We start from the raw sequence: 23,565 nt of genomic DNA, 5'->3' as shown, positions 1-23,565 counted from the left end.
AGCCGCATTGCGGGGTGAGGCCGCCCGGCAGCACTCTCCCTAAAAACCGCTCAGCACGATCTTGCCGATGGTGCGGCGCGCCTCCAGCGCCTCGTGGGCGCGGCGCAGGTTGGCGGCGTTGATCTTGCCGAAGTTTTCGCCCAGGGTGGTGCGCAGCTGGCCGCCGTCGACCAGCACGCCGATCTGGTTGAGCAGGTGGTGTTGTTCGATCATGTCCGGCGTGCCGAACATGGAGCGGGTGAACATCATTTCCCAGACGAACTTGACGCTCTTGCCGAACAGTTTCTCCATCGCCAGCGGCGCGGTGTTGCTGACGATGCTGCACACGCTGCCCTGCGGCGCGATCACTTGGGCGATGGCGTCGAAGTGCGGGTCGGTGTCGCTCAGGCACAGCACGTAGTCGACGTTGGCCAGGCCCAGCGCGGCCAGCTGGGCCGGCATGTCGCCGTTGTGGTCGACGATATCGTCGGCGCCCAGCGCGCGGCACCACTGCGCCGACTCGGCGCGCGAGGCGGTGGCGACCACGCGCAGGCCGGCCAGCTGCTTGGCCAGCTGGATGGCGATCGAGCCGACGCCGCCGGCGCCGCCGATGATCAGCAGGCTCTTGCCGGCGTCGGCGCCGTCCCGGCGGATGGCCAGGCGGTCGAACAGGGCCTCCCAGGCGGTGATCGAGGTCAGCGGCAGGGCCGCCGCGTGGGCGAAGTCCAGGCTGGCCGGCTTGCGCCCGGCGATGCGCTCGTCGACCAGGTGGAACTCGCTGTTGGCGCCGGCGCGGGTGATGCTGCCGGCGTAGTAGACGGTGTCGCCGACCTGGAACAGGCTGGCCTCGGGGCCGACCGCGACGACGGTGCCGGCGGCGTCCCAACCGAGCACGCGGGGGGCGGCCTCGTCCGGGCCTGCCGCGCCGCGCACCTTGGTGTCGACCGGGTTGACCGAGATGGCCTCGATCTTGACCAGCAGGTCGCGGCCGAGGGCGAGCGGCTGCGCCAGTTCGACGTCCCGCAGGGACTCGGGGTGGTTGATCGGCAGGTGTTGGGTGAGGGCGATGGCTTTCACGGGGGTTTCCTTGGGAAATTGAACGATGGGGCAGTCTAGCCCCGCCCATTTGATTTGATAATTGGCATAATGCTGAATTGACTCTTCAGCCAAACAAGCGAATCCAGCCCATGTCCCTCGATCTGACCGATGTCGCCCTGTTCGTGCGGGTCTGCGCCACCCGCAACCTGTCGGCCGCCGGGCGCGAGTTCGGCCTGTCGCCGGCCGCCTCCAGCGCCCGCATGGCGCAGCTGGAAAAGCGCCTGGGCGCGCGCCTGCTGCACCGGACCACGCGGCAGATCACGGTGACCCAGGACGGCGACGTTTTCCTCGAGCGCGCGCTGCTGTTGCTGGCGGCGGCCGAACAGGCCGAGGCGGCGGTCGGCCACGGCAGCGTGGCGCCGCAGGGTCTGCTGCGGGTGGCGGCCTCGACCACGTTCGGGCGCGGCTACATCGTGCCCTACGTGGCCGAGTTCCTGCGCGAGTTTCCCGGCGTGCAGCTGGACCTGCGCCTGTCCGACCTGGTGGTCGACCTGGCGGCGCAGGGCATCGACGTGGCCATCCGCATCGGCCCGCTGCGCGATTCCAACCTGGTGGCGCGGGTGTTGGCGCCGAGCCGGCTGGTGATTTGCGCCTCGCCAGACTATTTGGCGGCGCACGGCGTGCCGCAACACCCGGACGAGCTGGCCGAGCACCAATGCCTGGTGCTGGAGGCGATGAACCCCTGGCGCCTGCGCGAACGCGACGGCAGCGAATTGCACGTGCGGGTCGGCGGTCGCTTGCGCAGCGACAACGGCGAGGCGCTGCGCGACGCCGCCGTGGCCGGCCTGGGCATCGGCCTGCTGTCGACCTGGCTGGTGCCGGAGCAGTTGCGTAGCGGCGCGCTGGTGCGCATCCTGGCCGACTATCCGGCGACGGACTCGGTGGTGTCGGCGGTGTATCTGCACCGGCAATATCTGCCGCCGAAGAGCCGCGCCTTCATCGACTTCTTCGCCCAACGCTTCGGCCCGGAGCCGTACTGGGACCGCGATCTGTGATATCGCGCATGCATGGGGCGCGCCGAGTTGCGCTACCATGCGGGAATGGGGCGCGCCTGCGTCCGGCTCACTTGACGGCACTATTATGAAATTTGAACATTTAATCGAAATCAACGATCCACTCAACCCGCTGATCGACTCCCTCAGCCTGGAGCAGCTGTGGCGCGGCCTGGTGCTGCGCGCCGAGTCGCCCAAGCTGTTCGTGCCGCACCTGGACGAATGCGTGATCGAGCAGCGCACCGAGCGCGGCTTCCACCGCCGCCAGCGCTACGGCGAGCTGGTGATCGTCGATCAGGTGGTGCTGGAGCCGATGCGCGAAGTGCGCGTCGAAGTGGCGGAGCAGAAGGACATCAGCGCCTCCAGCCTGCGCATGATTATCGAGGCGCCGCATCCGGACACCCTGTTCGTGCGCTTCAAGTACGACGACGGCCACGACGCCGCCACCGACGCGGCCAACGCCATGTACGACGAGTTCCGCCGCTCGGCCTACCAGGAGTCGGACATCGACACCATCGGCATCCTGCGCGACCTGGCGGCCGAGGGTCGGCTGGACGCGCTGCTCAACTAGGCGGCGCACGCCGTGGCGCATGCTACAGGCTGGCGACGCGGCCCCAGATCTGCTCCATGCGGAACGGTGCGTTGACCTGGGCGGCGCCCAGCACCTCGCGGATGCCGTGCAGCTCGCCCCGGGTGTCGCGGCGCAGGAAGACGTCGAGCGGCGCGCCGCGCGGGCCGACGATGGACTCGACGTGCGGCGTGGTCGGGTTCAAGCCCTTGCGCGAGACCACGCCGATCTCGCCGTTTAGCAGGCGCACATAGGTGCCGATAGGATAAATCCCCAGTTCACGAATTAGCACGGCGGCCAGTTGGCCGTCCAGTGTGCGCCCCGCTTCGAGCAGAATCTCGCGCAGCGCCGTGTTGGGCGGCAGGTTCTTGCGGTAGCCGCGCTCGGCCACGCGGGCGCTGTAGCGGTCGGCGATGGCGATTATTTTGGCGGCCTCGGCCAGGTCGGCGCCGTTACGGCCGGCCGGATAGCCGCCGCCGTCCTCGTTCTCGTGGTGCGACAGCACGCAGTCCAGCCACAGCGGATCGTCGATGCCGGCCTGGCGCAGCAGGTCCACGCCGCGTTGCGGATGGGCCTGCAGCATGGCCTGCTCTGCCACGGTCAACGGGGCGCGGCTGGCGTGCAGGCGTTCGTGCTGCTCCAGCATGCCGACGTTCATGGTCAGCGCCGCCAAGGTCATCGACAACATGGGCGCCGGCGCCATCTTCACGGCGCGCGCCAGCACCTGGGCCAGCACAGCCGTGTCGACGCTGTGGCGCACCGGGTAGGGCATCGCCTGCTGGTTGTGCAGGATGGCGGCCAGGGCGGTATCGGCGCTCAACGCCACGGCTTCGTCCACCAAGCGGGCCACATCCTCCAGCTGGCGGCGCAAGTCGGGCGGCGTCACGCGCAGCGCGATCGCCTTCAGCAACATCTGGAGTTCCAACTGGGCGGCGTTGAGCTTGCGCAGCACCGAATCCGGCCCGCGCGTCTGCGCACCTTGTTCGCTGTCGTCCTCGAAGGAGCCGCGTTCGACCAGCGCCTCGATCTGCGCCGCGCTGGCGATCAAATGTCCCTTGCGTACCAGCAGACCGCCGCTCTCGTTGTACACATTCCAGGGAATCAACATCCCGACCTTCAAATCGGCCGGGCTGACCTTGCGAATTTTCACTTATTGCCTATTTACAATTATTATTGTCGGACGAGAAGCATATCGTGTTCCTGTGACGGACAGGTGATTTCCTTGCGTCCCATAGGCAAAATGCGCACTGCGGACCTTGTATTTCTGCGCGTCGGCCGCCGTCCGCTCAGGTGCCCGGGGTACAGTCCTGGCAGACCTCCTCCGGTTCCTTGCTCAGGTGGTGGGCCAGGTCGCGCAGCGCGGTGCGCACGCCCTCCTCCACCACCGGATGGTAGAAGGGCATGTCCAGCATGGCCGCCACCGTCAGTTTCGCCTGGCAGGCCCAGGCCAGCAGATGGCCCAGGTGCTCGGCGCGCGGGCCGGCCAGCTCGGCGCCGAGGAAACGGCCGCTGCCGAACTCGCCGTAGACGCGCAGCATGCCATGGTTTTGCAGCATCACCCGGCTGCGTCCCTGGTTTTCGAAGGAGACCTGGCCGATGGCGAAGCGGCCGCTGTGCGATACGCACAACTCCTTGTAACTGGCGCCAACGACGGCGATCTGTGGCTCGCTGAACGCGATCGTCAGCGGCGTGCGGCGCAGGCCCGGTTGCGTGCGGGGGAAGCGCGCGGCGTTGTCGCCGGCGATACGGCCCTGGTCGGCCGCCTCCGGCAGCACCGGCCGCTCGTTGTCGGCGTCGCCGGCGATGAAGACGGCGCTGCTGCCGCATTGCATGGTGTGCTTGTCGTACAGGGGGATGCCGTGGCGGTCCAGCGCCAGCTGGGCCGACTCCAGCCCCAGCCCGCCCACGTTCGGGCTGCGGCCGATGGCCGCCAGCACATAGCTGAACCGCTCGGTGCGCAAGTTGCCGGCGGCGTCGCGGCTGGTCAGCGCCACTTGCCCGCCGTCCTTGTCCGCGTCCGCCTCCAGCGCGGCGATCTCGGTCTGGAAGCGGATGTCCAGCTCGTCCGCCAGCGCGCGCGCGGCCACCTCGCGCACCAGCGGGTCGCTCAGTTGCACCACGCTGCCGCCACGGGCGAACAGGGTCACCCGCACGCCCAGGCGGTGCAGCGCCTGGCCCAGCTCCAGGCCGATGACGCCGGTGCCGACCACGGCCACCGAGTCGGGCAGGTCGGTCCAATCGAACACCTGGTCGCTGGTGATCACGCGCGGGCCGGCGCGGCGCCACTCGTCGGGCACGATCGGCGTCGATCCGGTCGCGATCACCACGCTATCGGCCTCGATGATGGTGTGATCGTCCAGTTGCAGGCGGCCCGGGCCGAGAAAGCGGGCGTGGCCGCGCAGCTTGTCCTCGGCGGGGATCTGCTCGATGCCGTCGAGGACGAAGCCGACAAAGCGGTCGCGCTCGCCGCGCACCCGCGCCATCACTTCCTTGCCGGCTATGCGCAAGGGGCCGGGGTGGACGCCGAAGGCCGGCGCCGCGCGCACCGCGTGGGCGGCCTCGGCGGCGGCGATCAGCAGCTTGCTGGGCATGCAGCCGACGCGGGCGCAGGTGGTGCCGTAGGGCCCGCTCTCGATCAGCAGGGCGCGCTTGCCGCCGGCGCGCGCGGCGCGGTAGGCCGACATGCCGGCCGTGCCGGCGCCGATCACTGCCACTTCGGTTCGTTTGGTCTGCATGCGGTCTCCCCCGGCTAGGTGTCGATTCAAGGCGGAGGCTGGTCCAAAATGAACGGCTCCGGTTTGATGTATTTCAAAGGAATACTATACCCGCGTTGCGAATTCCGGTTTTCCTTTGGGAAAAAACCCATTAGTATCACTTATCCTTTTTAATTTTTATAAGTACAGCTTATGGGAAACCTAGACTATCGGGCCTTGGCCGTGCTTGACGCGGTGGCCAGCCATGGCAGCTTCGAGCGGGCCGCCGTGGCCATGGGCATCAGCCAGTCGGCGGTGTCGCAGCGCATCAAGGCGCTGGAGGATGCCAGCGGCCGCCTGCTGATCGTGCGCGGCCAGCCGGCCGTGCCGACCGGCCTGGGCCAGCGCCTGGTCTCGCACCACCGCAACGTCAAGTTGATGGAGGCGGCGCTGGACATCGACCTGGGCAACCGGGTCAGCATGCCGGAAATCTCGCTGGCGGTGGACGCCGCCAGCCTGGCCACCTGGTTCCCGCTGAGCCTGCAACCGCTGCTGTCGCCGCCGCGCTGCCAGCTCGACGTGCGCGTCAGCGAGCAGGCGATGGCCCTGCACCTGGTGCACGAGGGCAGCATCTTCGGCTGCGTGGCCGAGGCGCAGGAGGCGCCGGCCGAGCAGCTCAACGGCCCCGGCGTGACGCCGCTGGGCCTGCTGCGCTATGTCTGCGTGGCCACGCCGGCCTTCGCCGGCCACTGGTTCGGCGACGGCTTCTCGGTCGAGGCGGTGCGGCTGGCGCCGGCCGTGGTGAGCGAGCGCAACCTGATGGCGCGCTTCCTGGCCGACACGGTCGACCTGCAAGGTCCGTATCCCCACCACAACATGCCGCTGTCGGCCGGCTTCAACGAGTGCATCCACGGCAGCCTGGGCTACGGCCTGATGCCGCAACTGCTGGCGGCCAACGCGCTGGCCAACGAGCGCCTGGTCGAGCTGGCGCCGGGGCGCAGCATCGATGTCGCCCTCAACTGGCACGCCTGGAACCTGGACACGCCGTTCACCCGCGCGCTGTCCGAGCAGGTGGTGGCCACCGCCAAGCGCTACCTGCTGCCGCCGGCCTGAGCCGCCGGGACCGCCGGGGCGGTCAAATATCCAGCGGATCGACCTCCAGCGACCACTTGACCCGGCTCTTCATCGCCCGCAGCGTCTCCGTCCACAGCTTCAGGAAGGCCTGCAGCGCCGGCCGCGAGGGCGACTCCACCAACAACTGGGCGCGGTCCACATTGTGCACCCGCGTCATGCTCATCGGAATCGGATCGTTGATCGTGATGCCGGGATGCTCGACGCAATCGCGCGCCATGCTCAAAAACTCGATGGCCGTGGCCAGCTCGGCCGCCTCGGCGCGCAGCAGCGCCTGGAACAGATAGGGCGGCAGGTCGGCCTGCTCGCGCTCCTCCAGCAATGCCGTGGCGAAATGGTCGTAGTCGTGGTTGACCACCGCGCCGTATAGCGGATGCTGGGTGTAGCGGGTCTGGATCAACACCTCGCTGGCGCTGCCGCCCTCGGTCTGGGCGGCGCGGCCGGCGCGGCCGGCCACCTGCATCAGCTGGGCGAACAGGCGCTCGCTGGCGCGGTAGTCCTGCGAGAACAGCGCGGTGTCCGGGTTCATGATGCCGACCAGGGTCAGCTTCTTGAAGTCGTGGCCCTTGGCGACCATCTGCGTGCCGATCAAAATATCCACCTCGCCCCGGTGGACGCTGTCGAAGGCCTCCTGCGCGCTGCCCTTCTTGCGGGTCGAGTCGGCGTCGATGCGCAGGATGCGCGCCTCGGGGAACAGCGCCTGCAGGCCCTCCTCGACGCGCTGGGTGCCGCGTCCCAGCGGTTGCAGGTCGACGTTGCCGCAGGTCGGGCAGTGGCGCGGGATGCGCATCTCCAGGCTGCAATGGTGGCAGCGCAGGCGGTGCTCCGGCTTGTGCAGCACCATGAACGAGGTGCAGCGGGTGCATTCGCTGATCCAGCCGCAGGATTCGCAGCAGATCACCGGCGAATAGCCGCGCCGGTTGAGGAACAGCAGCGACTGCTCGCCGCGTTCGAGGCGCTGGCGCAGCGCCGCCACCAGTTGCGCCGTCAGGCCGTCCTTGGGCTTGTCACGCTCCATGTCGAGCAGCTTAACCTGCGGCAACACGGCATTCTTGACGGCGCGCTCGCGCAGCTCGAGGCGGCGGTAGCGCCCGGTCTGGGCGTGGTGCCAGCTCTCCAGCGAGGGCGTGGCCGAGCCGAGCACGATGGGAATGCCGAGCTGCCAGGCGCGCCACACGGCCAGGTCGCGCGCCGAGTAGCGCAGCCCCTCCTGCTGCTTGTACGAGGGGTCGTGCTCCTCGTCGATGACGATCATCTGCAAGTGCGGCAGCGAGGCCAGGATGGCCAGCCGGGTGCCCAGCACGATGCGCGCCTGGCCCTGGTGGGCGGCCAGCCAGTGCAGCATGCGCTCGCCCTCGGACAGGCTGCTGTGCAGGGTGGCCAGCATGACGCCGGGGAAGCGGGCGCGGATGTTGCCCTCCAGCTGGGGCGTCAGGTTGATCTCCGGCACCAGGATGAGGATCTGGCCCTGCGGCTCGCGCGCCAGCACCTGGGCGCAGGCCTGCAGGTAGACCTCGGTCTTGCCGCTGCCGGTGACGCCGTACAGCAGGGTCGGCTTGAAGCCCTTGGCGCCGCCGATGGCGTCGGCCGCCTCCTGCTGCGCCGGATTGAGCTGCGGCATGTCGAGCGGCGTGCCGTCGTGCACGGCGTCGTGCTTGGCCAGCTTCTTCAGCGCGCGGTCCAGCGCCACCGTGGTCAACACGCGCAGGTTCTTCGGCAGGCCGGGCAGCGCCACCTCGCCCAGCGGGCGCTGGTAGTAGTCGGCGGCGAAGCCGGCCAGCGCCAGCCATTGCGGCGACAGCGGCGCGAGCTGCTCGCGCACCGACAGCGCGTCCTTGAGCTTGCCTTCGGGCACTTCGGTGCTGTGGGCGACGCCGACGATCAGGCCGACCACCTCGCGCCGGCCGAAGGACACCAGGGCCAGCTGGCCGATCCGCGGTTCGTTTGCCGCATCGCAAACCCAGCGGTAGTCGAAAACGGCGTTGAGTGGCGTATCGAGCACGATTTGGAGAATGCAATGATGGGGAATGCCGTGCATCAGTCCTGCCGATCTACAAAAGTCACACTGGGAATCATGGAAAACCGCTGGGAAAAACGTGCCCGCCGGGGCGCCGGAAGGTATCCACTGTTTGTGTGGATAACTTTGTGGACAAAAGAAAATTAATACGGAGAAACGGCCCCCGATGTGCTCCCCAGTATCGTAAACCGGGCAAAAAATAGAAATTATTTCCCTTTAAAATCAACAACTTGGAAAATGCCCCCTAGGGGATGGAAAATTTCCGTTTTTTCCCCGCCGCTGTGCATAAGTGAAGTATTTAGGTCGCTATTTTGCGCGAAATCAAGTGTTTTTTGAACGCGGGCGAAAAAGTTATCCACTGATGCGGCGCGGCATGGATGCGGCCGGGCGATCAGCATTCTACACATGCCTTCGCATCAAGGTTTGTTTAAGGACAAGCGAAATATCGCGCCAAAAATCGTGCCGGCAGATAGTGCGGCGCAACATGAACCTCGTCCGAAACCTCAACTTGGCGGCTAAGTAGCGGTTTACTAAGTACTTTTCATTTTTATCCACAGTTTGTGTGGATAACTTTGTGGACAATGAGTAAATAAGCCCTCACTACCCTTGGGATAAGGTTTACAACTTACCAAAACTTGGTCAATAGACCAATAATTAAACTGTTTAAAATCAATTACTTGACAGTTTCTTCAGAGTGGAAGGAATTGTTCTGCCTGTTATTTCCGCAGCAAAAAAAATTGTGCATAAGTCGGTTTTCAGGGCTAGACAACAGGATGAAAAAAGGGCACGTTTCAGCCGAAACGTGCCCCTTGTTCAGCAACTACATCAACCGGCGCGTTGCGCCCGGCTCTGTGTGTGCACCGCTTCGACCATCGCCGCCACCGCCTCGGGCTGGGTGAACTGCGAGATGCCGTGGCCCAGGTTGAAGACGTGGCCGCTGCCCTCGGCCGGCTTGCCGAAGGCGGCCAGCACCTTGGCCACCTCGGCGCCGATCTGCTCCGGGTTGGCGAACAGGATGGCCGGGTCCAGGTTGCCCTGCAGGCCGACCTTGTGGCCGACCAGCGCGCGCGCCTTGGCCAGGTCGACGGTCCAGTCCAGGCCGACGGCGTCGGCGCCGATGTCGGCGATCTGCTCGATCCACTGGCCGCCGCCCTTGGTGAAGACGATGGCGGGGATCTTGACGCCGTCCTTGTCGCGCTTGAGCTGGGCCACCACCTGCTGCATGTAGCGCAGCGAGAACTCCTGGTAGGCGCCGTCGGCCAGCGCGCCGCCCCAGGAATCGAAGATCATCACGGCCTGGGCGCCGGCGTCGATCTGGGCGTTCAGGTAGTCGGCCACCGAGCGGGCGTTGATGGCCAGGATGTGGTGCATCAGCTCGGGGCGGTTGTACAGCATCTTCTTAATCGTGTGGAACTCGCGCGAGCCCTGGCCCTCGACCATGTAGCAGGCCAGCGTCCACGGGCTGCCGGAGAAGCCGATCAGCGGCACACGGCCGTTCAATTCGGTGCGGATCTGGGTGACCGCCTTGAACACGTAGTCCAGCGAGTCCGGCTCGGGCGCGCGCAGCGCCATCACGTCCTGCTCGGTGCGCAGCGGACGCTCGAACTTCGGTCCCTCGCCGTCGACGAAGTACAGGCCCAGGCCCATCGCGTCCGGCACCGTCAGGATGTCGGAGAACAGGATCGCCGCGTCGAGCGGGAAGCGGTCGATCGGCTGCAGCGTCACCTCGGTGGCGTAGTCGGGATTTTTCGCCAGGCCGAGGAAGGAGCCGGCCCGCTCGCGGGTGGCGCGGTACTCGGGCAGGTAGCGGCCGGCCTGGCGCATCAGCCAGACAGGCGTGTATTCGGTGGGCTGGCGCAGCAGCGCGCGCAAGAAGGTGTCGTTCTGGAGCGGGGCGAATTGTGGCATGAATGGCAGTCGGAGCTGGAGGAAAGACGCTATTATCGCACCCCCCGGCCGGTTTTTACGCATTCCCGACCGCCCGGCCCGGCCAAGTTTCGCTGGAAGATTGTCCTTCCTTTCACTATCATGCCTAGCAGCCCGCGCCGCGACCCGGCCATCCCACCCTCTGGAGCGACCATGACCACCGATACCGCCACCGACCACGCCGTCCCCACCAGCGCCAGCGCCCCCTTCGGCACCTGGCCGTCGAGCATCAGCGCGGCGCGCGTGGCGGCCGGCGCCACGCCGCTGAGCCAGTTGGCGCTGGGCGGCGCCGACGGCGCCGACATCTTCTGGCTGGCCGGCCGCGCCGCCGAGGCGGGCCGCAACACCCTGCTGCGCCACCACGGCGCGCGCAGCGACGAGCTGACCCCGGCGCCGTTCAACGTGCGCAGCCGGGTCCACGAATACGGCGGCGGCGCCTACGCGGTCGACGGCGCCACCGTCTACTTCTCGCATTTCGCCGACAACCTGCTGTACCGCTGCGAGGTGGACGGCGACGCCGCGCCGCGGGCGCTGACCCGGCCCGGCCGCCAACGCCACGCCGACTTCGTCGTCGACCGCCGCCGCCAACGCCTGATCAGCGTGCGCGAGCTGCACGGCGAAGGCGCGGCGCAGCCGGACAACTGCCTGTGCGCCATCGGCGCCGACGGCGCCGAGACCGTGCTGGCCCAGGGCCACGACTTCTACGCCGCGCCGCGCCTGTCGCCGGACGGCCGCGCGCTGGCCTGGCTCAGCTGGGACCACCCGCGCATGCCGTGGCAGGGCAGCGAGCTGTGGCTGGCCGCCGTCAACGACGACGGCAGCCTGGGCGCGCCCACGCTGGTCGCCGGCGGCGCCGAGGAGGCCATCTGCCAGCCGGAATGGTCGCCCGACAACCGCCTGCACTTCGTCTCCGACCGCAGCGGCTGGTGGAACCTGTACCGCCTCGACCAAACGGGCGGCCAAGCGGGCGGCGGCCGCCGCGTCGAGGCGCTGTGCCCGATGCAGGCCGAATTCGCCACGCCGCACTGGACCTTCGGCGGTTCGATGTACGGCTTCCGCTCGGCCGGCGAGATCATCTGCACCTACATCGAGCAGGGCGTCAGCCGGCTCGGCCGCCTGCTGCTGGGCAGCGGCAAGCTGGAGGCCATCGCCAACCCCTACCAGGAGATCCGCGAGCTGCGCGTCGGCGCCGGCTTCGTCGCCCTGCTCGGCGGCGGCCCGACCATCGCGCTGGAACTGGCGCGCATCGAGTTCACCAGCGAGGAGGTGGAGGTGCTGGCGCAGTCGATCGCCGAGCTGCCGGCGACAAACGACTTGTCGGTGCCGGCCAGCATCCGCTACCCCAGCGCCAACGGCCGCGAATCGCACGCCTTCTTCTACCCGCCCTGCAACAGCCGGCTGCACGGACCGGCCGGCGCGCTGCCGCCGGTGATCGTCATCAGCCACGGCGGCCCGACCGGCATGACCACCAACACCTTGAAGCTGGCCACCCAGTTCTGGACCAGCCGTGGCTTCGGCGTGCTCGACGTGAACTACGGCGGCAGCAGCGGCTTCGGCCGCGCCTACCGCGACGCCCTCAAGGGCCAGTGGGGCGTGGTCGACGTCGAGGACTGCATCGCCGGCGCGCGGGCGCTGGTGGCGCGCGGCCTGGCCGACGGCGAACGCCTGATCATCCGTGGCGGCAGCGCCGGCGGCCTGACCACGCTGTGCGCGCTGACCTTCCACGACGTCTTCAAGCTCGGCGCCAGCTACTACGGCGTGTCCGACCTGAAGGGGCTGGACCAGGACTCGCACAAGTTCGAATCGCACTACAACGCCTACCTGATCGCGCCGCAGCCGGCCGCCGAGGCGCTGTACCTGGCGCGCTCGCCGATCCACCACACCGACCGCCTGGCGCGGCCGATGATCTTCTTCCAGGGCCTGGACGACAAGGTGGTGCCGCCGCAGCAGTCCGAGAGCATGGTGGCGGCCTTGAAGGCGCGCGGCGTGCCGGTCGCCTACGTGCCGCTGGAGGGCGAGGGCCACGGCTTCCGCAAGGCCGAGAACATCGTCCGCACGCTGGAGGCCGAGCTGTACTTCTACCAGCGCATGTTCGGCCTGCACACGCCGGGCGCCGCCGCCCCGGTGGAGATCCACAACCTGCCGGACGCCCCGGCCGCATGACCACGGAAACCGCATGACCGACCCGCAACTGCTCGCCGAATTCGACGCCCTCGCCTTCAATGAAAAGATGATCCTGGCGCTGCTCGCCCTACTCGGCGAGCCGACCGGGCGCACCAGCATCCTCGACCACATGCGCGCCGCCGGCTTCAAGGACCCGCAGGAGCGCACCTACAGCGCCACCACGCTCGACGAGCCGATCCGCCACCTGGAGCGGCTGGCCTTCATCAGCGTCATCACCGGGCGCGGCTATGTCTGCAACCCCAAGCTGCGCTGGCCGGCGCTGCGCGCCGCCATCGGCGCCCACACGCTCGACCAGCTGTGCCACGCGCACGACGTGGTGGTGCCGCTGCGGCAAAGCTGGAGCACGCACGAGCCGCGCAGCTACCGCGCCGGCGTGGCGCGCCTGCGCATGGCGCTGCTGCGCGGCCAGGCGCCGCAGCAGGTGGTGCCGCTGCTGAGTTTTTGCATGGCCAGCTACGAGGCGGCCCAGCTGCACCCGGTGGTCGAGATCCTCGGCCGGCCCTTCGAGGCCGGCATGCTGGCGCGGGTCCACCCGCTGATGCAGGACGACGTGCTGACCCTGTTGCTCAACAACGCGCAGCGCGAGCCGGCCGGCGCGGCCCAGCTGCGCGGCCACGCCGAGCAGCATGTGCAGCGGCGCCAGGCGGCCGGCGACGAGGTGGCGCCGGCGCTGCGCCTGGGCCTGGCCGAGGACGCCATCCTGTGCGGCCGGCTGGACGACGCGGCGCGCTACCTGGAACGCTGCGACGGCGCCATGGCGCTGTTCCTCGCCAGCGTGGTGCGGCTGCTGCGCGGCGAGCACGGCGCCGCCGTGGACGGCTTCGAGGCGGCCTTGAAGGCGCTGCGGCGCGAGTCCGGCAAGCGCAAGCAGCTGTTCCACGGCATCGGCGGCCACCTGTACGCGCTGGCCCTGATGCGCGGCGGCGACGCCAAGCTGGCCAAGACCGCCGAGGCCTACCTGGACGCCGCCGTGCGCGCCACGCAGAACCACGACAGCGCCGTCTACCAGCAGCTCGACCTGCTGCGCCAGGTGCGCGCCGGCACGCTGCAGGCGGAGGCCATCCCGACCCGCGCCTGGGAGACCACGCTGCAGGCGCAGATGTTCCAAAGCCTGCTGTACTACTGGCTGTCGCTGCCGCAGTTGGCGCAGCGCCGCCTCGAGCTGGAGGAGCTGGCGCAGCAGGCCGAGGCGGCCGGCTACCTGCTGCTGGCCGGCCAGGCGCTGGCCCTGCTCGGCCACCTGGGCGAGCCGGCCCAGGCCAAGCGCGCCGCCGCGCTGCGCGAGCGGCTCGGCTTCGCCGACCTGACGCAATGGTTCGAGCGGCAGGAGGCCTGGCAGCGCCAGCTCACCGCGCTGATCAACCTGCACCAACCGGCCGCGCCGGAACAAAGCGGCGCCGTGCGGCTGGCCTGGATGCTGGTGTACGACGCCCGCCACGGCCTGACCGAGGTCGAGCCGCGCGAGCAGAAGCGCGACGCGCGCGGCGCCTGGAGCAAGGGCCGCGCCGTCGGCCTCAAGCGGCTGCGCTTCGAGTCCGAGCAGATCGACTACCTGACGCCGCAGGACCTGCGCGCCGCCGAGGCGATCAGCGTGGCGCACCGCAACTACCACTCCTCCGGCCTGGCCTACGAGGTCGACCCGCAGCGCGCCGCCGCAGCGCTGGTCGGCCACCCGCTGGTGTTCTGGCAGGAGGCGCCGGACACCCGCGTCGAGCTGCTGGCCGGCGAGCCGGAACTGCTGATCCGCAAGCGCGGCGGCAATCTGCACCTGAGCCTGCAGCCGGCCATCCCCGACAACAACTCCACCGTCGTCATCAGCCGCGAAACGCCGACCCGGCTGCGCGTGATCGCCATCGCCGACGAGCACCGCCGCATCGCCGCCATCGTCGGCGACGGCCTGATCGTGCCCGAGCACGCCGAGCAGCAGGTGCTGCAGGCGATCGGTTCGATCTCTTCGCTGATGACGGTGCAGTCCGACATCGGCGGCGCCCACAGCGACGTGGCGCAGGTCGAGGCCGACGCCCGCCTGCACGTCCACCTGCTGCCCTACCAGCACGGCCTGAAGATGCAGCTGCTGGTGCGTCCGCTCGACGGCGGCGCCTACTACGCGCCGGGCGACGGCGCCGAGACCCTGATCGCCGACGCCGGCGGCAAGCCGGCGCAGACCCGGCGCGAGCTGAACGCCGAGCGCGAGGCCGAACGCCAACTGGTCGGCAAGTGCCCCATCCTCGACGAGGCCGAGCAGGACCACGGCGAGTGGCTGCTGGGCCAGCCGGCGCTGTGCCTGCAACTGCTGGCCGAGCTGCAGGAGCTCGACCCGGCCGGCATCGTGCTGGCCTGGCCCGAGGGCGAGAGCTTCCGCATCACCAAGAAGGTCGACAGCAAGCAGCTGCGCCTGGCCATCAAGAGCCACAAGGACTGGTTCGCCGCCAGCGGCGAGCTGCAGGTCGACGAGGAGCAGGTGATGGACCTGCGCACCCTGCTCGAGCTGGTGCGCAGCGGCAAGGGCCGCTTCATCGAGCTGGGCGAGAACCGCTTCCTGGCGCTGGCCGAGGAGCTGCACCGCCGCCTGTCCGAGGTGTCGGCCTATGGCGAGTTGGATGCCGACGGCGTGCGCCTGCACCCGCTGGCCGCCTTCGCGCTCGAGGAGCTGGCCGACTCGGCCGGCGGACTGAAGGCCGACCAGGCCTGGCGCGAGCATCTGGCGCGCCTGCAATCGCAAACCGAGTTCGTGCCGCGGCTGCCCAGCACCCTGCAGGCCGAGCTGCGCGACTACCAGCACGAGGGCTACGACTGGCTGGCCCGCCTGGCCCACTGGGGCGTGGGCGCCTGCCTGGCCGACGACATGGGCCTGGGCAAAACCCTGCAGGCGCTGGCGCTGATCCTGTCGCGCGCGCCGCAGGGGCCGACCCTGGTGGTGGCGCCGACCTCGGTGTGCATGAACTGGATCAGCGAGGCGGCCCGCTTCGCGCCGACCCTGAACGTCAAGCTGTTCGGCGCCGGCGACCGCGCCGACACGCTGGCCACGTTGCAACCGTTCGACCTGGTGGTGGTCAGCTACGGCCTGCTGCAACTGGAGTCGGCGCTGTTCGCCGGCGTGCACTGGCAGACCATCGTGCTCGACGAGGCGCAGGCCATCAAGAACAGCACCACCAAGCGCTCGCAGGCCGTCATGGCGCTGCGCGGCGGCTTCAAGATGGTGGCCACCGGCACGCCGCTGGAGAACCACCTGGGCGAGCTGTGGAACCTGTTCCGCTTCATCAACCCCGGCCTGCTCGGCACCCTGGACCAGTTCAACCTGCGCTTCGCCGGGCCGATCGAGAAGGCGCAGGACCACCGCGCCGAGGTCGGCGCCCGGCTGCGCCTGCGCCGCCTGATCCAGCCGTTCATCCTGCGCCGCACCAAGTCGCAGGTGCTGGCCGAGCTGCCGCCGCGCACCGAGATCACGCTGGAGGTCGACCTGTCGGCGCCGGAGATGGCGCTGTACGAGTCGCTGCGCCGCAGCGCGCTGGAGAAGCTGGCGGCGGTCGAGGGGCCGGCCGAGAAGAAGTCGATGCAGATCCTGGCCGAGATCATGAAGCTGCGCCGCGCCTGCTGCAACCCGGCGCTGGTGGCGCCCGAACTGGGCCTGGCCAGCAGCAAGCTGGCCGCCTTCGCCCACCTGCTCACCGGCCTGCTGGAGAACGGCCACAAGGTGCTGGTGTTCAGCCAGTTCGTCGACCATTTGAAGCTGATCCGCCACCACCTCGAGGAGCAGGACGTGTCCTACCAATACCTCGACGGCAGCACCAGCATGGCCGAGCGCAAGAGCCGCGTCGACGCCTTCCAGGCCGGCACGGGCGACGTCTTCCTGATCAGCCTGAAGGCGGGCGGCGTCGGCATCAACCTGACGGCGGCCGACTACGTGATCCACATGGACCCGTGGTGGAACCCGGCCGTCGAGGACCAGGCCTCGGACCGCGCCCACCGCATGGGCCAGTTGCGCCCGGTGACCATCTACCGCCTGGTGGCGCGCCACACCATCGAGGAGGGCATCGTCGAGCTGCACCAGCACAAGCGCGACCTGGCCGACAGCCTGCTCGAAGGCAGCGACACGGCGGCCCGCCTGTCGGCCCGCGACATGCTCGACATGCTGGCGCAGGGCTTGCAGCGCTGAGCCCCGGCGTGGCCGCGCCGCGCCGGCGCCGGGCAAACCGGCACAGCGCGGCGCGATGCGTGTACCATGCCGATTTACCAAGCCGCAGGAGCCCTCCAATGGAAGAAGACAACGCCGCCCACATCGCCAGCCACGGCACGCCGCTGTGCGCCAAGGCCTGGACCGCCTACGTCGGCACCGCGCTGCTGGCGCTGATCCTGTTCGGCGCCGTGCTGCCGCTGGCCTTCAAATGGACCGAGCTGGCCGCCGCCGCCGTGCTGGTCGCGTCGGCGCTGCTGGTCGGCTACCGCGTGCTGGCCATCCGCAGCTACCAGCTGTACTACGACGACGTCGGCGTCTGGCTCTACCACGGCATCCTGCCCTGGGCCAAGGGCGTAGCCGGCGTCAAATGGCGCGACATGGACGAGGCCACCTTCGTGCCCTCGTTCTGGAGCTGGCTGTCGCGCTCCTACACCATCCGCATCGGCCACCGCTTCACCAAGGACAGCGAGATCCTGCTCGGCCAAATGGCCAACGGCAAGGACGCCGTCGGCGTACTCAACGCCCGCCACCAGGAACTGATCCGCGCCAACGCGCTGGTCTGAGGCGGCCGCCAACTGGCGCGCTCAAGCAGGGAAATTAGTGCTACTCTCCCACGCTTGGCCTTGGCGCGCCCGCCCGAATCTGCGAATATGCGCGTCTTGCCCCAACCATCAAGAGGCTGTGTACGATGATCAAGACCAAATTTGCGCTGGCTGTGCTGCTGACGAGCCTGACGCTCGCGCCGGCCGGCGCCACCACCCACCACGGCCACGACAAGGCCGCCAGCAGCAAGAGCAAGGCCGCCGCCAAATCCAGCGCCAAGGGCGGCGCCAAGGCCGCTGCCAAGGGCGGCGCCAAGGCCGCGCACGCCGGCAAGAATGCCAAGGGCGGCAAGCAGGACAAGCGCGGCAAGGGTGGCAAGGGCAAGGCCGTCGCCGCCGCCGCGGTGGCCGCGCCGGTCGCCGCCATGGCCCGTCCGGCGCCGCCGTCCGAGCGCCGCCAGGACCGCAACCTCGACACCCTGAGCAACCAGTTCCTCGGCGCGCTGTGGCGCATCGACCCGGAGGCCGCCATCGCCGTCGGCAAGTACGACACCGCCGCCAGCCTGACCATTCCCGACCAGGCCGCCCGCGCCCGCCAGCTGGCCTTCACCGACGACTGGCTGGCCCGCTTCGCCAAGATCGACGCGCGCCAGCTGTCGGCCAAGCAGCGCACCGACCTGGCGCTGCTGACCAACAAGCTCAACAGCGACCGCTTCTACCTGACCACGCTGCGCGAGTGGCAATGGAACCCGGCCAGCTACAACGTCGCCGCGCCGATCGACGCCATCCTCAACACCGAATACGCCGCCAAGCCGCAGCGCCTGCGCACCCTGCTCAAGCGCATCGCCGGCGTGCCGGCCTACTACGAGGCGGCCCGCGCCAACATCGCCAAGCCGACCCGCGAGCACACCCAGCTGGCGATCGCCCAGGCGCCCGGCGTGCTGAGCATGCTCACCGAGCTCGACAAGGCGGCCCAGGCCTCCATCCTGAACCCGGTCGAGAAGCAGCTGTTCACCCAGCGCGTCAACGCCGCGCTGACCGCCGTCGACGGCTACGTCGCCTGGTTGGGCGAGCTCGACAAGACCATGGCGCAGACCGGCGAGGCCCGTCCCTTCCGCCTCGGCAAGGAGCTGTACGAGCAGAAGTTCGTCTTCGACATCCAGGCCGGCAGCAGCGCCGAGCAGACCTACCAGAAGGCCCTGGCGGCGCGCGAGGCGCTGCTGGTCAATATGGACCGGCTGGCCGACGAGTTGTGGAACAAGACCATGGGCCTGTCGGCCAAGCCGCTCGACCGCACCCGCAAGATCGGCATGGTGATCGACAAGCTGTCCAGCCAGCACGTGGCGCGCGAGAACTTCTTCCCCGAGATCCGCCGCCAGATCCCGCTGCTGCAGGACTGGGTGGTCAGCCACGACCTGCTGACCATGGATCCGAAGAAGCCGCTGGAAGTGCGCGCCACCCCGGCCTACCAGAGCGGCGTGGCCGGCGCCAGCATCGAAGCGCCCGGCCCGTACCGGCCGCAGGACCGCACCTACTACAACGTCACGCCGCTCGACGGCGCCACGGCGGAGGCGGCCGAGAGCAGCCTGCGCGAGTACAACCACTGGATCCTGCAGATCCTCAACATCCACGAGGCCATCCCCGGCCACTACACCCAGCTGGTGTACGCCAACAAGTCGCCGTCCATCGTCAAGTCGATCTTCGGCAACGGCGCCATGGTCGAGGGCTGGGCCGTCTACGGCGAGCGCATGATGCTCGAGTCCGGCTACGGCGACAACACGCCGGAGATGTGGCTGATGTACTCGAAGTGGAACCTGCGCAGCGTCACCAACACCATCCTCGACTACAGCGTGCACGTGCTCGACATGGGCGAGCAGGAGGCCATCGACCTGCTGGCGCGGCAGGCCTTCCAGACCACCAGCGAGGCCAAGGAGAAATGGCGCCGCGTGCAGTTGACCTCGGTGCAACTGACCAGCTACTTCAGCGGCTACAGCGAGATCATGGAGCTGCGCGAGCAGCGCAAGCAGGCGCTGGGCAACAAGTTCGTGCTGAAGGATTTCCACGAGCAATTCCTCAGCTACGGCAGCGCGCCGGTGCGGGTGATCCGCGACCTGATGCTGCAACAGCCGGCGCCGCAGTAGGCGCGGCGGAAATCTGGCGGGCGCCGCGACGGCGCGCCGCCAAGCAGCAACGGGGCGCTCAGGCGCCCCGTTTCGCATGCGCCGTTCGGATCGGCACCTGCGCACAATTGAGGCAGGTCTGGCGCAGAATAGGTTTTCTGCTACGATTAACTGCAGGAGCGTACATGACCATGACCATCCGATTCGACACACTCAAATACGCCAAACGGTTGGAAGTGGCCGGCATTGCACCCAGCCACGCCGAGGCGTACGCCCATGCGCTCAGCGACGCGCTCACCAACACTGTCGTCGCACCCGGCGACCTCATCCTGCTCAAGGCGGATGTGACCCACTGTATCGAAGCGGTCAAACAAGAACTGACCGACAGTATTGAGCAGGCCCTACAAAAACTGATCGCTAGTCTTGAGCTAAGCCGGCAAAAGCTGGCCCTCGGCAGTGAGCTTGACCGACAAGAACTGACCACTAGTATTCAGCTATTCAGCCAAGAAGCACGGGCAAAGTTCGAATTTGCCCGGCAGAAGCTCATCGCGCTGTAGCAGCTCGGCTTTCCCGCAGCGCAGGAATACCATGTGCAGAGCACGGTGCCGCTGCTGCGCCTGATCATGCAGCAGTCGAACTGCTTCGTCATCGTCGAGCGCGGCCGCGCCTTCAACAACATGCAGGGCGAGCGCGAACTGATGGCGCGCGGCGACCTGCGCAAGACCAGCAACCTGGGCAAGGGACAAATGGTGGCGGCCGACTACACGGTCACGCCGTCGATCAGCTTCAGCGCGCGCGGCACCGGCGGCGGCGGCGCGGCCATCGGCGGCATGCTGGGCGCGATCGGCTCGCTGGTGGCCGGCTCGCTCAGGTCGAACGAGGCCTCGACCATGCTGCTGCTGACCGACAACCGCTCCGGCATCCAGCTGGCCGCCGCCGAGGGCAGCGCCAAGAACTGGGACTTCGGCGCGATGGGGGCGTTCTTCCGCGGCGGCTTCGCCGGCGGCGGCGGCTTCAGCAACACGCCGCAGGGCAAGGTGTTGGCCGCCTCCTTCATGGATTCCTACAACCAGCTGGTCAAGTCGGTGCGCAACTACCAGGCGCAGGCGGTCGACGGCGGCCTGGGCAACGGCGGCACGCTGAAAACCAATTGAACGGGGAAGCTGGGGGCCGCGCGGCGAGGACGATACTCGCGGCGGCCCCGGAGAAACAGCGTGTTACTCGACCTGCTCGGGCGCCTGGGTGGCGCGGACGAAGACCGGCGCCACCAACAGGCCCAGCTCGAACAAGATCCACATCGGCAGCGCCAGCGCGAACTGGCTGACGATGTCCGGCGGCGTGACGATGGCCGCCACCACGAAGGCGCCGACGATCACATACGGCCGCACCTCCTTGAGCTTGGCGACGGACACCAAGCCCATGCGCACCAGGATCACCACCACCACCGGCACCTCGAAGGTGGCGCCGAAGGCCAGGCACATCGACATGACGAAGTCGAGGTAGTTCTCAATGTCCGGCGTGACGGAGATCGAGGTCGGCGAGAACTCGCTGATGAACTTGAACACGCGGCCGAACACGAAGAAGTAGCAGAACGCCACGCCGGCCATGAACAGCGCCGACGAGGAGATCACCAGCGGCGCGACCAGGCGTTTCTCGTGCGTGTACAGGCCGGGCGCGACGAAGGCCCACAGCTGGTACAGCACCCACGGCAGGGCCAGGATGAAGGCGATCACCAGGGTCACCTTCATCGGCACCAGGAAGGGCGAGATGACGCCGGTGGCGATCATCTTCGAGCCGACCGGCAGCGCGGCGATCATCGGCATGGCGATGATGTCGTAGATGCGCGATGGCCCCGGCCAGATCATCAGGCCGGCGCACACCAGCACGATGCCGATCGAGGCCTTGACCAGGCGGTCGCGCAATTCGATCAGGTGAGAGATAAAGGTCTCTTCGCCTGCTGCAGGTGTAGTCATTTAAAGAACGAGGTAGGGAAGGAATTGCCGCGCGGACGGAAACGGGCGACCCGCGCCGCGCCGGAGGTGACGTGCATCTTGCCGCCGTTGCGCTGCTTGTACCAGGCCGGAACGGCCGAGCTGCGCACCAGCTTCTTGCGGCGGAACTCGCGCGCCTTGCGCGCCAGGTCGTCGCTGCTGGCGCTGCTCGGCTGCGCCGACGGGTGGTTGTCGTGCCAGGCGTTCTCCACCTCGGCCAGGTTCTCCGAGATCGAGCTCTCGACGCCCTGCTTGATCGACTGGGCGGCGTCCTGCACGTCCTTCTGCAGGTTTTTCAGCTCCTCCAGTTCGATCTCGCGCGAGACCTCGGATTTCACCTCGTTCAGGTAGCGCTGCGCCCGGCCGTACAGCGAGCCGGCCATGCGCGCCACCTTGGGCAGCTTTTCCGGTCCGATGACGACCAGCGCCACGACGCCGATGATGGCAAGTTTGGAGAGACCGAGATCGATCATAGGATGTCAGCAAAAGCCGGACGGGGCCGTGGCCCCGGCCCGCTTAGTGCTTGCTTTTCTCTTTCGCGTCGACGTCGATGGTGGTCTTGTCGGCCACCTGCGACGGCGCGGCGGCAGCGGCCGGAGCGGCCTTGTCCTCGTCGCCCTTGACGCCGTCCTTGAAGCCCTTGACGGCCTTGCCGATGTCGGAACCCATGTTGCCCAGTTTCTTGGTGCCGAACACCAACATCACCACCACCAGCACGATCAACCAGTGCCAAATACTCATTGAACCCATCATTTTCCCCTAGCAAGGCGGTAACGCCCAAAAAATTCGGTTGAACCCAACGCAGACTACTCCGCACAGTATACTTGAAGCGCGCATGTCATGTGCCCGTCATATTGCCATAATGCAAAAGGACTAGGCCATCCGACAAAAGGACTAGATCCAGGCTAGATCCAGGCTAGATCCAGCCCGGCGCCGGCTCAGCGCATGCCGCGCCAGGGGCGCGGACCGCCCACCACGTGCAGGTGCAGATGGTACACCTCTTGGCCGCCGTCCGGGCCACTGTTGATCAGCGTTTTGTAACCGCCGCCCGGTTCGCCGTCGGCGTCGTAGCTGACGGCGCAGCCGGCCTCCTCGGCCAGGCGCGGCGCCAGCGCCAGCATCTTGCCCAGCAGCGGGGCGTGGCTGGCGTTGCAGTCCGACAGGGTGGCCAGGTGCTGCTTGGGGATCACCAGCAGGTGCACCGGCGCGGCCGGGTTGATGTCCTTGAAGGCCAGCAGGTCCTCGTCCTCGTAGACGATGCTCGAGGGGATTTGTTTGGCGGCGATCTTACAAAAAAGGCAGTTTTCCACAAAGGCTCCACTAGTCATGTTTTTGGGTTTCGGCCGCGTCGCGCAGCTCGTCCTTGCGCGCCGCCTTTTCCTCCAGGCCGGACAGGCCCTCGCGCCGCGCCAGCTCGTCGAGCACCTGCTGCGGGCTCAGGTCGAACTGCGCCAGCATCACCAGCGAATGGAACCACAGGTCGGCGCATTCGTACAGCACCTTGGCGTTGTCGCCGTCGACGCGGGCGTCCTTGGCCGCCATCACCGTCTCGGTGGCCTCCTCGCCGATCTTTTTCAGGATCGCGTCGTCGCCCTTGGCGAACAGGCGCGAAACGTAGGAGGTGGCCGGGTCGCCGCCGTTGGCCAGCTTGCGCGACTCGATGATCTCGGCCAGGCGGTCTAAAATTGTGCTCATGTCGGTTTCATCTTGTTCGGTTTGGTCGGTTGCGGGTACATCTCGGCCGGGTCCTTGAGCACGGGCTCGACGACCTGCCAGTCGCCCTCGTCGGCGTCGCCCTCGAACTTCTGGAAGAAGCAGGAATGGCGCCCGGTGTGGCAGGCGATGCCGCCGTGCTGGGCTATCTTCAGCAGCACCACGTCCTCGTCGCAGTCGAGGCGGATCTCCAGCACCTTCTGCGTGTGGCCGGACTCCTCACCCTTGTGCCACAGCTTCTTGCGCGAGCGGCTCCAGTACACCGCCTCGCCCAGCTCGACCGTCTTGGCCAGCGCGTCGCGGTTCATCCAGGCGAACATCAGCACGTCGTTGCTGCCCGCTTCCTGGGCGATCACCGGCACCAGGCCGTGCTCGTCCCACTTAATTTTTTTCAACCATTTGGCCTTGGCGAGGCTTGGGGAATTCAACATCGT

21 protein-coding genes are annotated in these 23,565 nt (G+C 68.0%); 9 read left to right on the top strand and 12 right to left on the bottom strand.

All coding sequences use genetic code 11. The features are described 5' to 3' along the window. Positions 1 to 39: 39 nt before the first annotated feature. On the bottom strand, positions 40 to 1,056 hold the full coding sequence (locus tag BM252_RS19315) for a zinc-binding alcohol dehydrogenase family protein (protein ID WP_093389304.1): 1,017 nt from the start codon (positions 1,054 to 1,056) through the stop codon (positions 40 to 42). A 110-nt stretch (positions 1,057 to 1,166) separates the two neighbouring features. Between BM252_RS19315 and BM252_RS19310 the strand changes: the two genes are divergently transcribed. Together BM252_RS19310 and BM252_RS19305 are read left to right on the top strand one after the other, a co-directional pair. Beyond that, positions 1,167 to 2,072 (top strand): LysR family transcriptional regulator, encoded by a 906-nt coding sequence (locus BM252_RS19310; RefSeq protein WP_093389303.1) that lies wholly within the window; start codon positions 1,167 to 1,169, stop codon positions 2,070 to 2,072. A gap of 85 nt (positions 2,073 to 2,157) precedes the next feature. Beyond that, entirely contained in the window at positions 2,158 to 2,640 is a 483-nt protein-coding gene (locus tag BM252_RS19305) for an AtaL-like protein (RefSeq protein WP_093389302.1), read from the top strand. 22 nt (positions 2,641 to 2,662) lie between these two features. Here the strand turns inward: BM252_RS19305 and BM252_RS19300 are convergent, their stop codons facing one another. Together BM252_RS19300 and BM252_RS19295 are read right to left on the bottom strand one after the other, a co-directional pair. Further along, on the bottom strand, positions 2,663 to 3,787 hold the full coding sequence (locus BM252_RS19300; protein WP_245774340.1) for an HD-GYP domain-containing protein: 1,125 nt from the start codon (positions 3,785 to 3,787) through the stop codon (positions 2,663 to 2,665). A gap of 136 nt (positions 3,788 to 3,923) precedes the next feature. Then, on the bottom strand, positions 3,924 to 5,372 hold the full coding sequence (locus BM252_RS19295) for a dihydrolipoyl dehydrogenase (protein ID WP_093389301.1): 1,449 nt from the start codon (positions 5,370 to 5,372) through the stop codon (positions 3,924 to 3,926). A 171-nt stretch (positions 5,373 to 5,543) separates the two neighbouring features. Between BM252_RS19295 and BM252_RS19290 the strand changes: the two genes are divergently transcribed. Continuing rightward, positions 5,544 to 6,443: an ArgP/LysG family DNA-binding transcriptional regulator gene (locus BM252_RS19290; RefSeq protein WP_093389300.1), complete on the top strand. Its 900-nt coding sequence runs from the start codon at positions 5,544 to 5,546 to the stop codon at positions 6,441 to 6,443. Between the two features lie 22 nt (positions 6,444 to 6,465). Here BM252_RS19290 and BM252_RS19285 read toward each other — a convergent pair whose 3' ends face one another. The 3 genes from BM252_RS19285 to hemE form a co-directional block, all read right to left on the bottom strand. Beyond that, positions 6,466 to 8,499: a primosomal protein N' gene (locus BM252_RS19285; protein WP_093389299.1), complete on the bottom strand. Its 2,034-nt coding sequence runs from the start codon at positions 8,497 to 8,499 to the stop codon at positions 6,466 to 6,468. Positions 8,500 to 8,684: 185 nt separating this feature from the next. Further along, positions 8,685 to 8,876 (bottom strand): hypothetical protein, encoded by a 192-nt coding sequence (locus BM252_RS30305; RefSeq protein WP_139236617.1) that lies wholly within the window; start codon positions 8,874 to 8,876, stop codon positions 8,685 to 8,687. Between the two features lie 427 nt (positions 8,877 to 9,303). Then, on the bottom strand, positions 9,304 to 10,386 hold the full coding sequence (gene hemE, locus BM252_RS19280; RefSeq protein WP_093389298.1) for a uroporphyrinogen decarboxylase: 1,083 nt from the start codon (positions 10,384 to 10,386) through the stop codon (positions 9,304 to 9,306). A gap of 171 nt (positions 10,387 to 10,557) precedes the next feature. Here hemE and BM252_RS19275 point away from each other — a divergent pair, with 171 nt between their 5' ends. The 6 genes from BM252_RS19275 (at position 10,558) to BM252_RS19250 (ending at position 20,581) form a co-directional block, all read left to right on the top strand. Next, positions 10,558 to 12,567, top strand: coding sequence for a dipeptidyl-peptidase 5 (locus BM252_RS19275; RefSeq protein ID WP_093389297.1), 2,010 nt, complete (start codon positions 10,558 to 10,560; stop codon positions 12,565 to 12,567). 13 nt (positions 12,568 to 12,580) lie between these two features. Then, positions 12,581 to 16,744 (top strand): DEAD/DEAH box helicase, encoded by a 4,164-nt coding sequence (locus BM252_RS19270; RefSeq protein ID WP_093389296.1) that lies wholly within the window; start codon positions 12,581 to 12,583, stop codon positions 16,742 to 16,744. Between the two features lie 98 nt (positions 16,745 to 16,842). After that, positions 16,843 to 17,328, top strand: a complete 486-nt coding sequence (locus tag BM252_RS19265) for a hypothetical protein (protein WP_093389295.1) — start codon at positions 16,843 to 16,845, stop codon at positions 17,326 to 17,328. Between the two features lie 125 nt (positions 17,329 to 17,453). Further along, positions 17,454 to 19,448 carry a DUF885 domain-containing protein gene (locus BM252_RS19260; RefSeq protein WP_093389294.1) on the top strand — a complete coding sequence of 665 codons (1,995 nt, stop codon included), beginning with the start codon at positions 17,454 to 17,456 and terminating at the stop codon, positions 19,446 to 19,448. 164 nt (positions 19,449 to 19,612) lie between these two features. Further along, a complete protein-coding gene (locus tag BM252_RS19255; protein ID WP_093389293.1) occupies positions 19,613 to 19,984 on the top strand; it encodes a hypothetical protein in 372 nt (123 codons plus the stop codon). Between the two features lie 33 nt (positions 19,985 to 20,017). After that, on the top strand, positions 20,018 to 20,581 hold the full coding sequence (locus tag BM252_RS19250; RefSeq protein ID WP_245774339.1) for a CsgG/HfaB family protein: 564 nt from the start codon (positions 20,018 to 20,020) through the stop codon (positions 20,579 to 20,581). A 63-nt stretch (positions 20,582 to 20,644) separates the two neighbouring features. On the opposite strand, the gene tatC is transcribed toward BM252_RS19250, so the two are convergent. The 6 genes from tatC to hisI all read right to left on the bottom strand — a co-directional run bounded on the left by tatC (position 20,645) and on the right by hisI (position 23,562). After that, entirely contained in the window at positions 20,645 to 21,400 is a 756-nt protein-coding gene (gene tatC / locus BM252_RS19245) for a twin-arginine translocase subunit TatC (RefSeq protein ID WP_093389292.1), read from the bottom strand. Continuing rightward, the gene (gene tatB, locus BM252_RS19240; RefSeq protein ID WP_093389291.1) at positions 21,397 to 21,891 is read right to left on the bottom strand and encodes a Sec-independent protein translocase protein TatB; all 495 of its coding nucleotides are present in this window, start codon (positions 21,889 to 21,891) and stop codon (positions 21,397 to 21,399) included. The genes tatC and tatB overlap by 4 nt, the downstream gene beginning before the upstream one ends. A 43-nt stretch (positions 21,892 to 21,934) precedes the next feature. After that, complete coding sequence (tatA, locus tag BM252_RS19235) at positions 21,935 to 22,168, bottom strand: Sec-independent protein translocase subunit TatA (RefSeq protein ID WP_093389323.1); 234 nt, start codon at positions 22,166 to 22,168, stop codon at positions 21,935 to 21,937. A 188-nt stretch (positions 22,169 to 22,356) separates the two neighbouring features. Beyond that, positions 22,357 to 22,728, bottom strand: a complete 372-nt coding sequence (locus BM252_RS19230) for a histidine triad nucleotide-binding protein (RefSeq protein WP_093389290.1) — start codon at positions 22,726 to 22,728, stop codon at positions 22,357 to 22,359. 10 nt (positions 22,729 to 22,738) lie between these two features. Next, on the bottom strand, positions 22,739 to 23,113 hold the full coding sequence (locus tag BM252_RS19225; RefSeq protein ID WP_093389289.1) for a phosphoribosyl-ATP diphosphatase: 375 nt from the start codon (positions 23,111 to 23,113) through the stop codon (positions 22,739 to 22,741). Beyond that, positions 23,110 to 23,562, bottom strand: a complete 453-nt coding sequence (gene hisI, locus BM252_RS19220) for a phosphoribosyl-AMP cyclohydrolase (RefSeq protein ID WP_093389288.1) — start codon at positions 23,560 to 23,562, stop codon at positions 23,110 to 23,112. Before hisI ends, BM252_RS19225 begins: the two co-directional genes overlap by 4 nt. Positions 23,563 to 23,565: the final 3 nt, after the last annotated feature.

Origin of the sequence: Rugamonas rubra (assembly GCF_900114705.1) — a bacterium.
In the GTDB taxonomy this organism is placed as follows: Bacteria; Pseudomonadota; Gammaproteobacteria; order Burkholderiales; family Burkholderiaceae_D; genus Rugamonas; species Rugamonas rubra.
The sequence above is the reverse complement of the archived record's forward strand: the minus strand, read 5'-3'. Positions and strand labels throughout refer to the sequence as shown.

Coding starts and splice junctions, on each gene's coding strand:
- BM252_RS19310 (WP_093389303.1), top strand. CDS start 1,167: ATGTCCCTCGATCTGACCGATGTCGCCCTGTTCGTGCGGGTCTGCGCC.
- BM252_RS19305 (WP_093389302.1), top strand. CDS start 2,158: ATGAAATTTGAACATTTAATCGAAATCAACGATCCACTCAACCCGCTG.
- BM252_RS19295 (WP_093389301.1), bottom strand. CDS start 5,372: ATGCAGACCAAACGAACCGAAGTGGCAGTGATCGGCGCCGGCACGGCC.
- BM252_RS19290 (WP_093389300.1), top strand. CDS start 5,544: ATGGGAAACCTAGACTATCGGGCCTTGGCCGTGCTTGACGCGGTGGCC.
- BM252_RS19285 (WP_093389299.1), bottom strand. CDS start 8,499: ATGCACGGCATTCCCCATCATTGCATTCTCCAAATCGTGCTCGATACG.
- BM252_RS30305 (WP_139236617.1), bottom strand. CDS start 8,876: ATGCTGATCGCCCGGCCGCATCCATGCCGCGCCGCATCAGTGGATAAC.
- hemE (WP_093389298.1), bottom strand. CDS start 10,386: ATGCCACAATTCGCCCCGCTCCAGAACGACACCTTCTTGCGCGCGCTG.
- BM252_RS19275 (WP_093389297.1), top strand. CDS start 10,558: ATGACCACCGATACCGCCACCGACCACGCCGTCCCCACCAGCGCCAGC.
- BM252_RS19270 (WP_093389296.1), top strand. CDS start 12,581: ATGACCGACCCGCAACTGCTCGCCGAATTCGACGCCCTCGCCTTCAAT.
- BM252_RS19265 (WP_093389295.1), top strand. CDS start 16,843: ATGGAAGAAGACAACGCCGCCCACATCGCCAGCCACGGCACGCCGCTG.
- BM252_RS19260 (WP_093389294.1), top strand. CDS start 17,454: ATGATCAAGACCAAATTTGCGCTGGCTGTGCTGCTGACGAGCCTGACG.
- BM252_RS19255 (WP_093389293.1), top strand. CDS start 19,613: ATGACCATGACCATCCGATTCGACACACTCAAATACGCCAAACGGTTG.
- tatC (WP_093389292.1), bottom strand. CDS start 21,400: ATGACTACACCTGCAGCAGGCGAAGAGACCTTTATCTCTCACCTGATC.
- tatB (WP_093389291.1), bottom strand. CDS start 21,891: ATGATCGATCTCGGTCTCTCCAAACTTGCCATCATCGGCGTCGTGGCG.
- tatA (WP_093389323.1), bottom strand. CDS start 22,168: ATGGGTTCAATGAGTATTTGGCACTGGTTGATCGTGCTGGTGGTGGTG.
- BM252_RS19225 (WP_093389289.1), bottom strand. CDS start 23,113: ATGAGCACAATTTTAGACCGCCTGGCCGAGATCATCGAGTCGCGCAAG.
- hisI (WP_093389288.1), bottom strand. CDS start 23,562: ATGTTGAATTCCCCAAGCCTCGCCAAGGCCAAATGGTTGAAAAAAATT.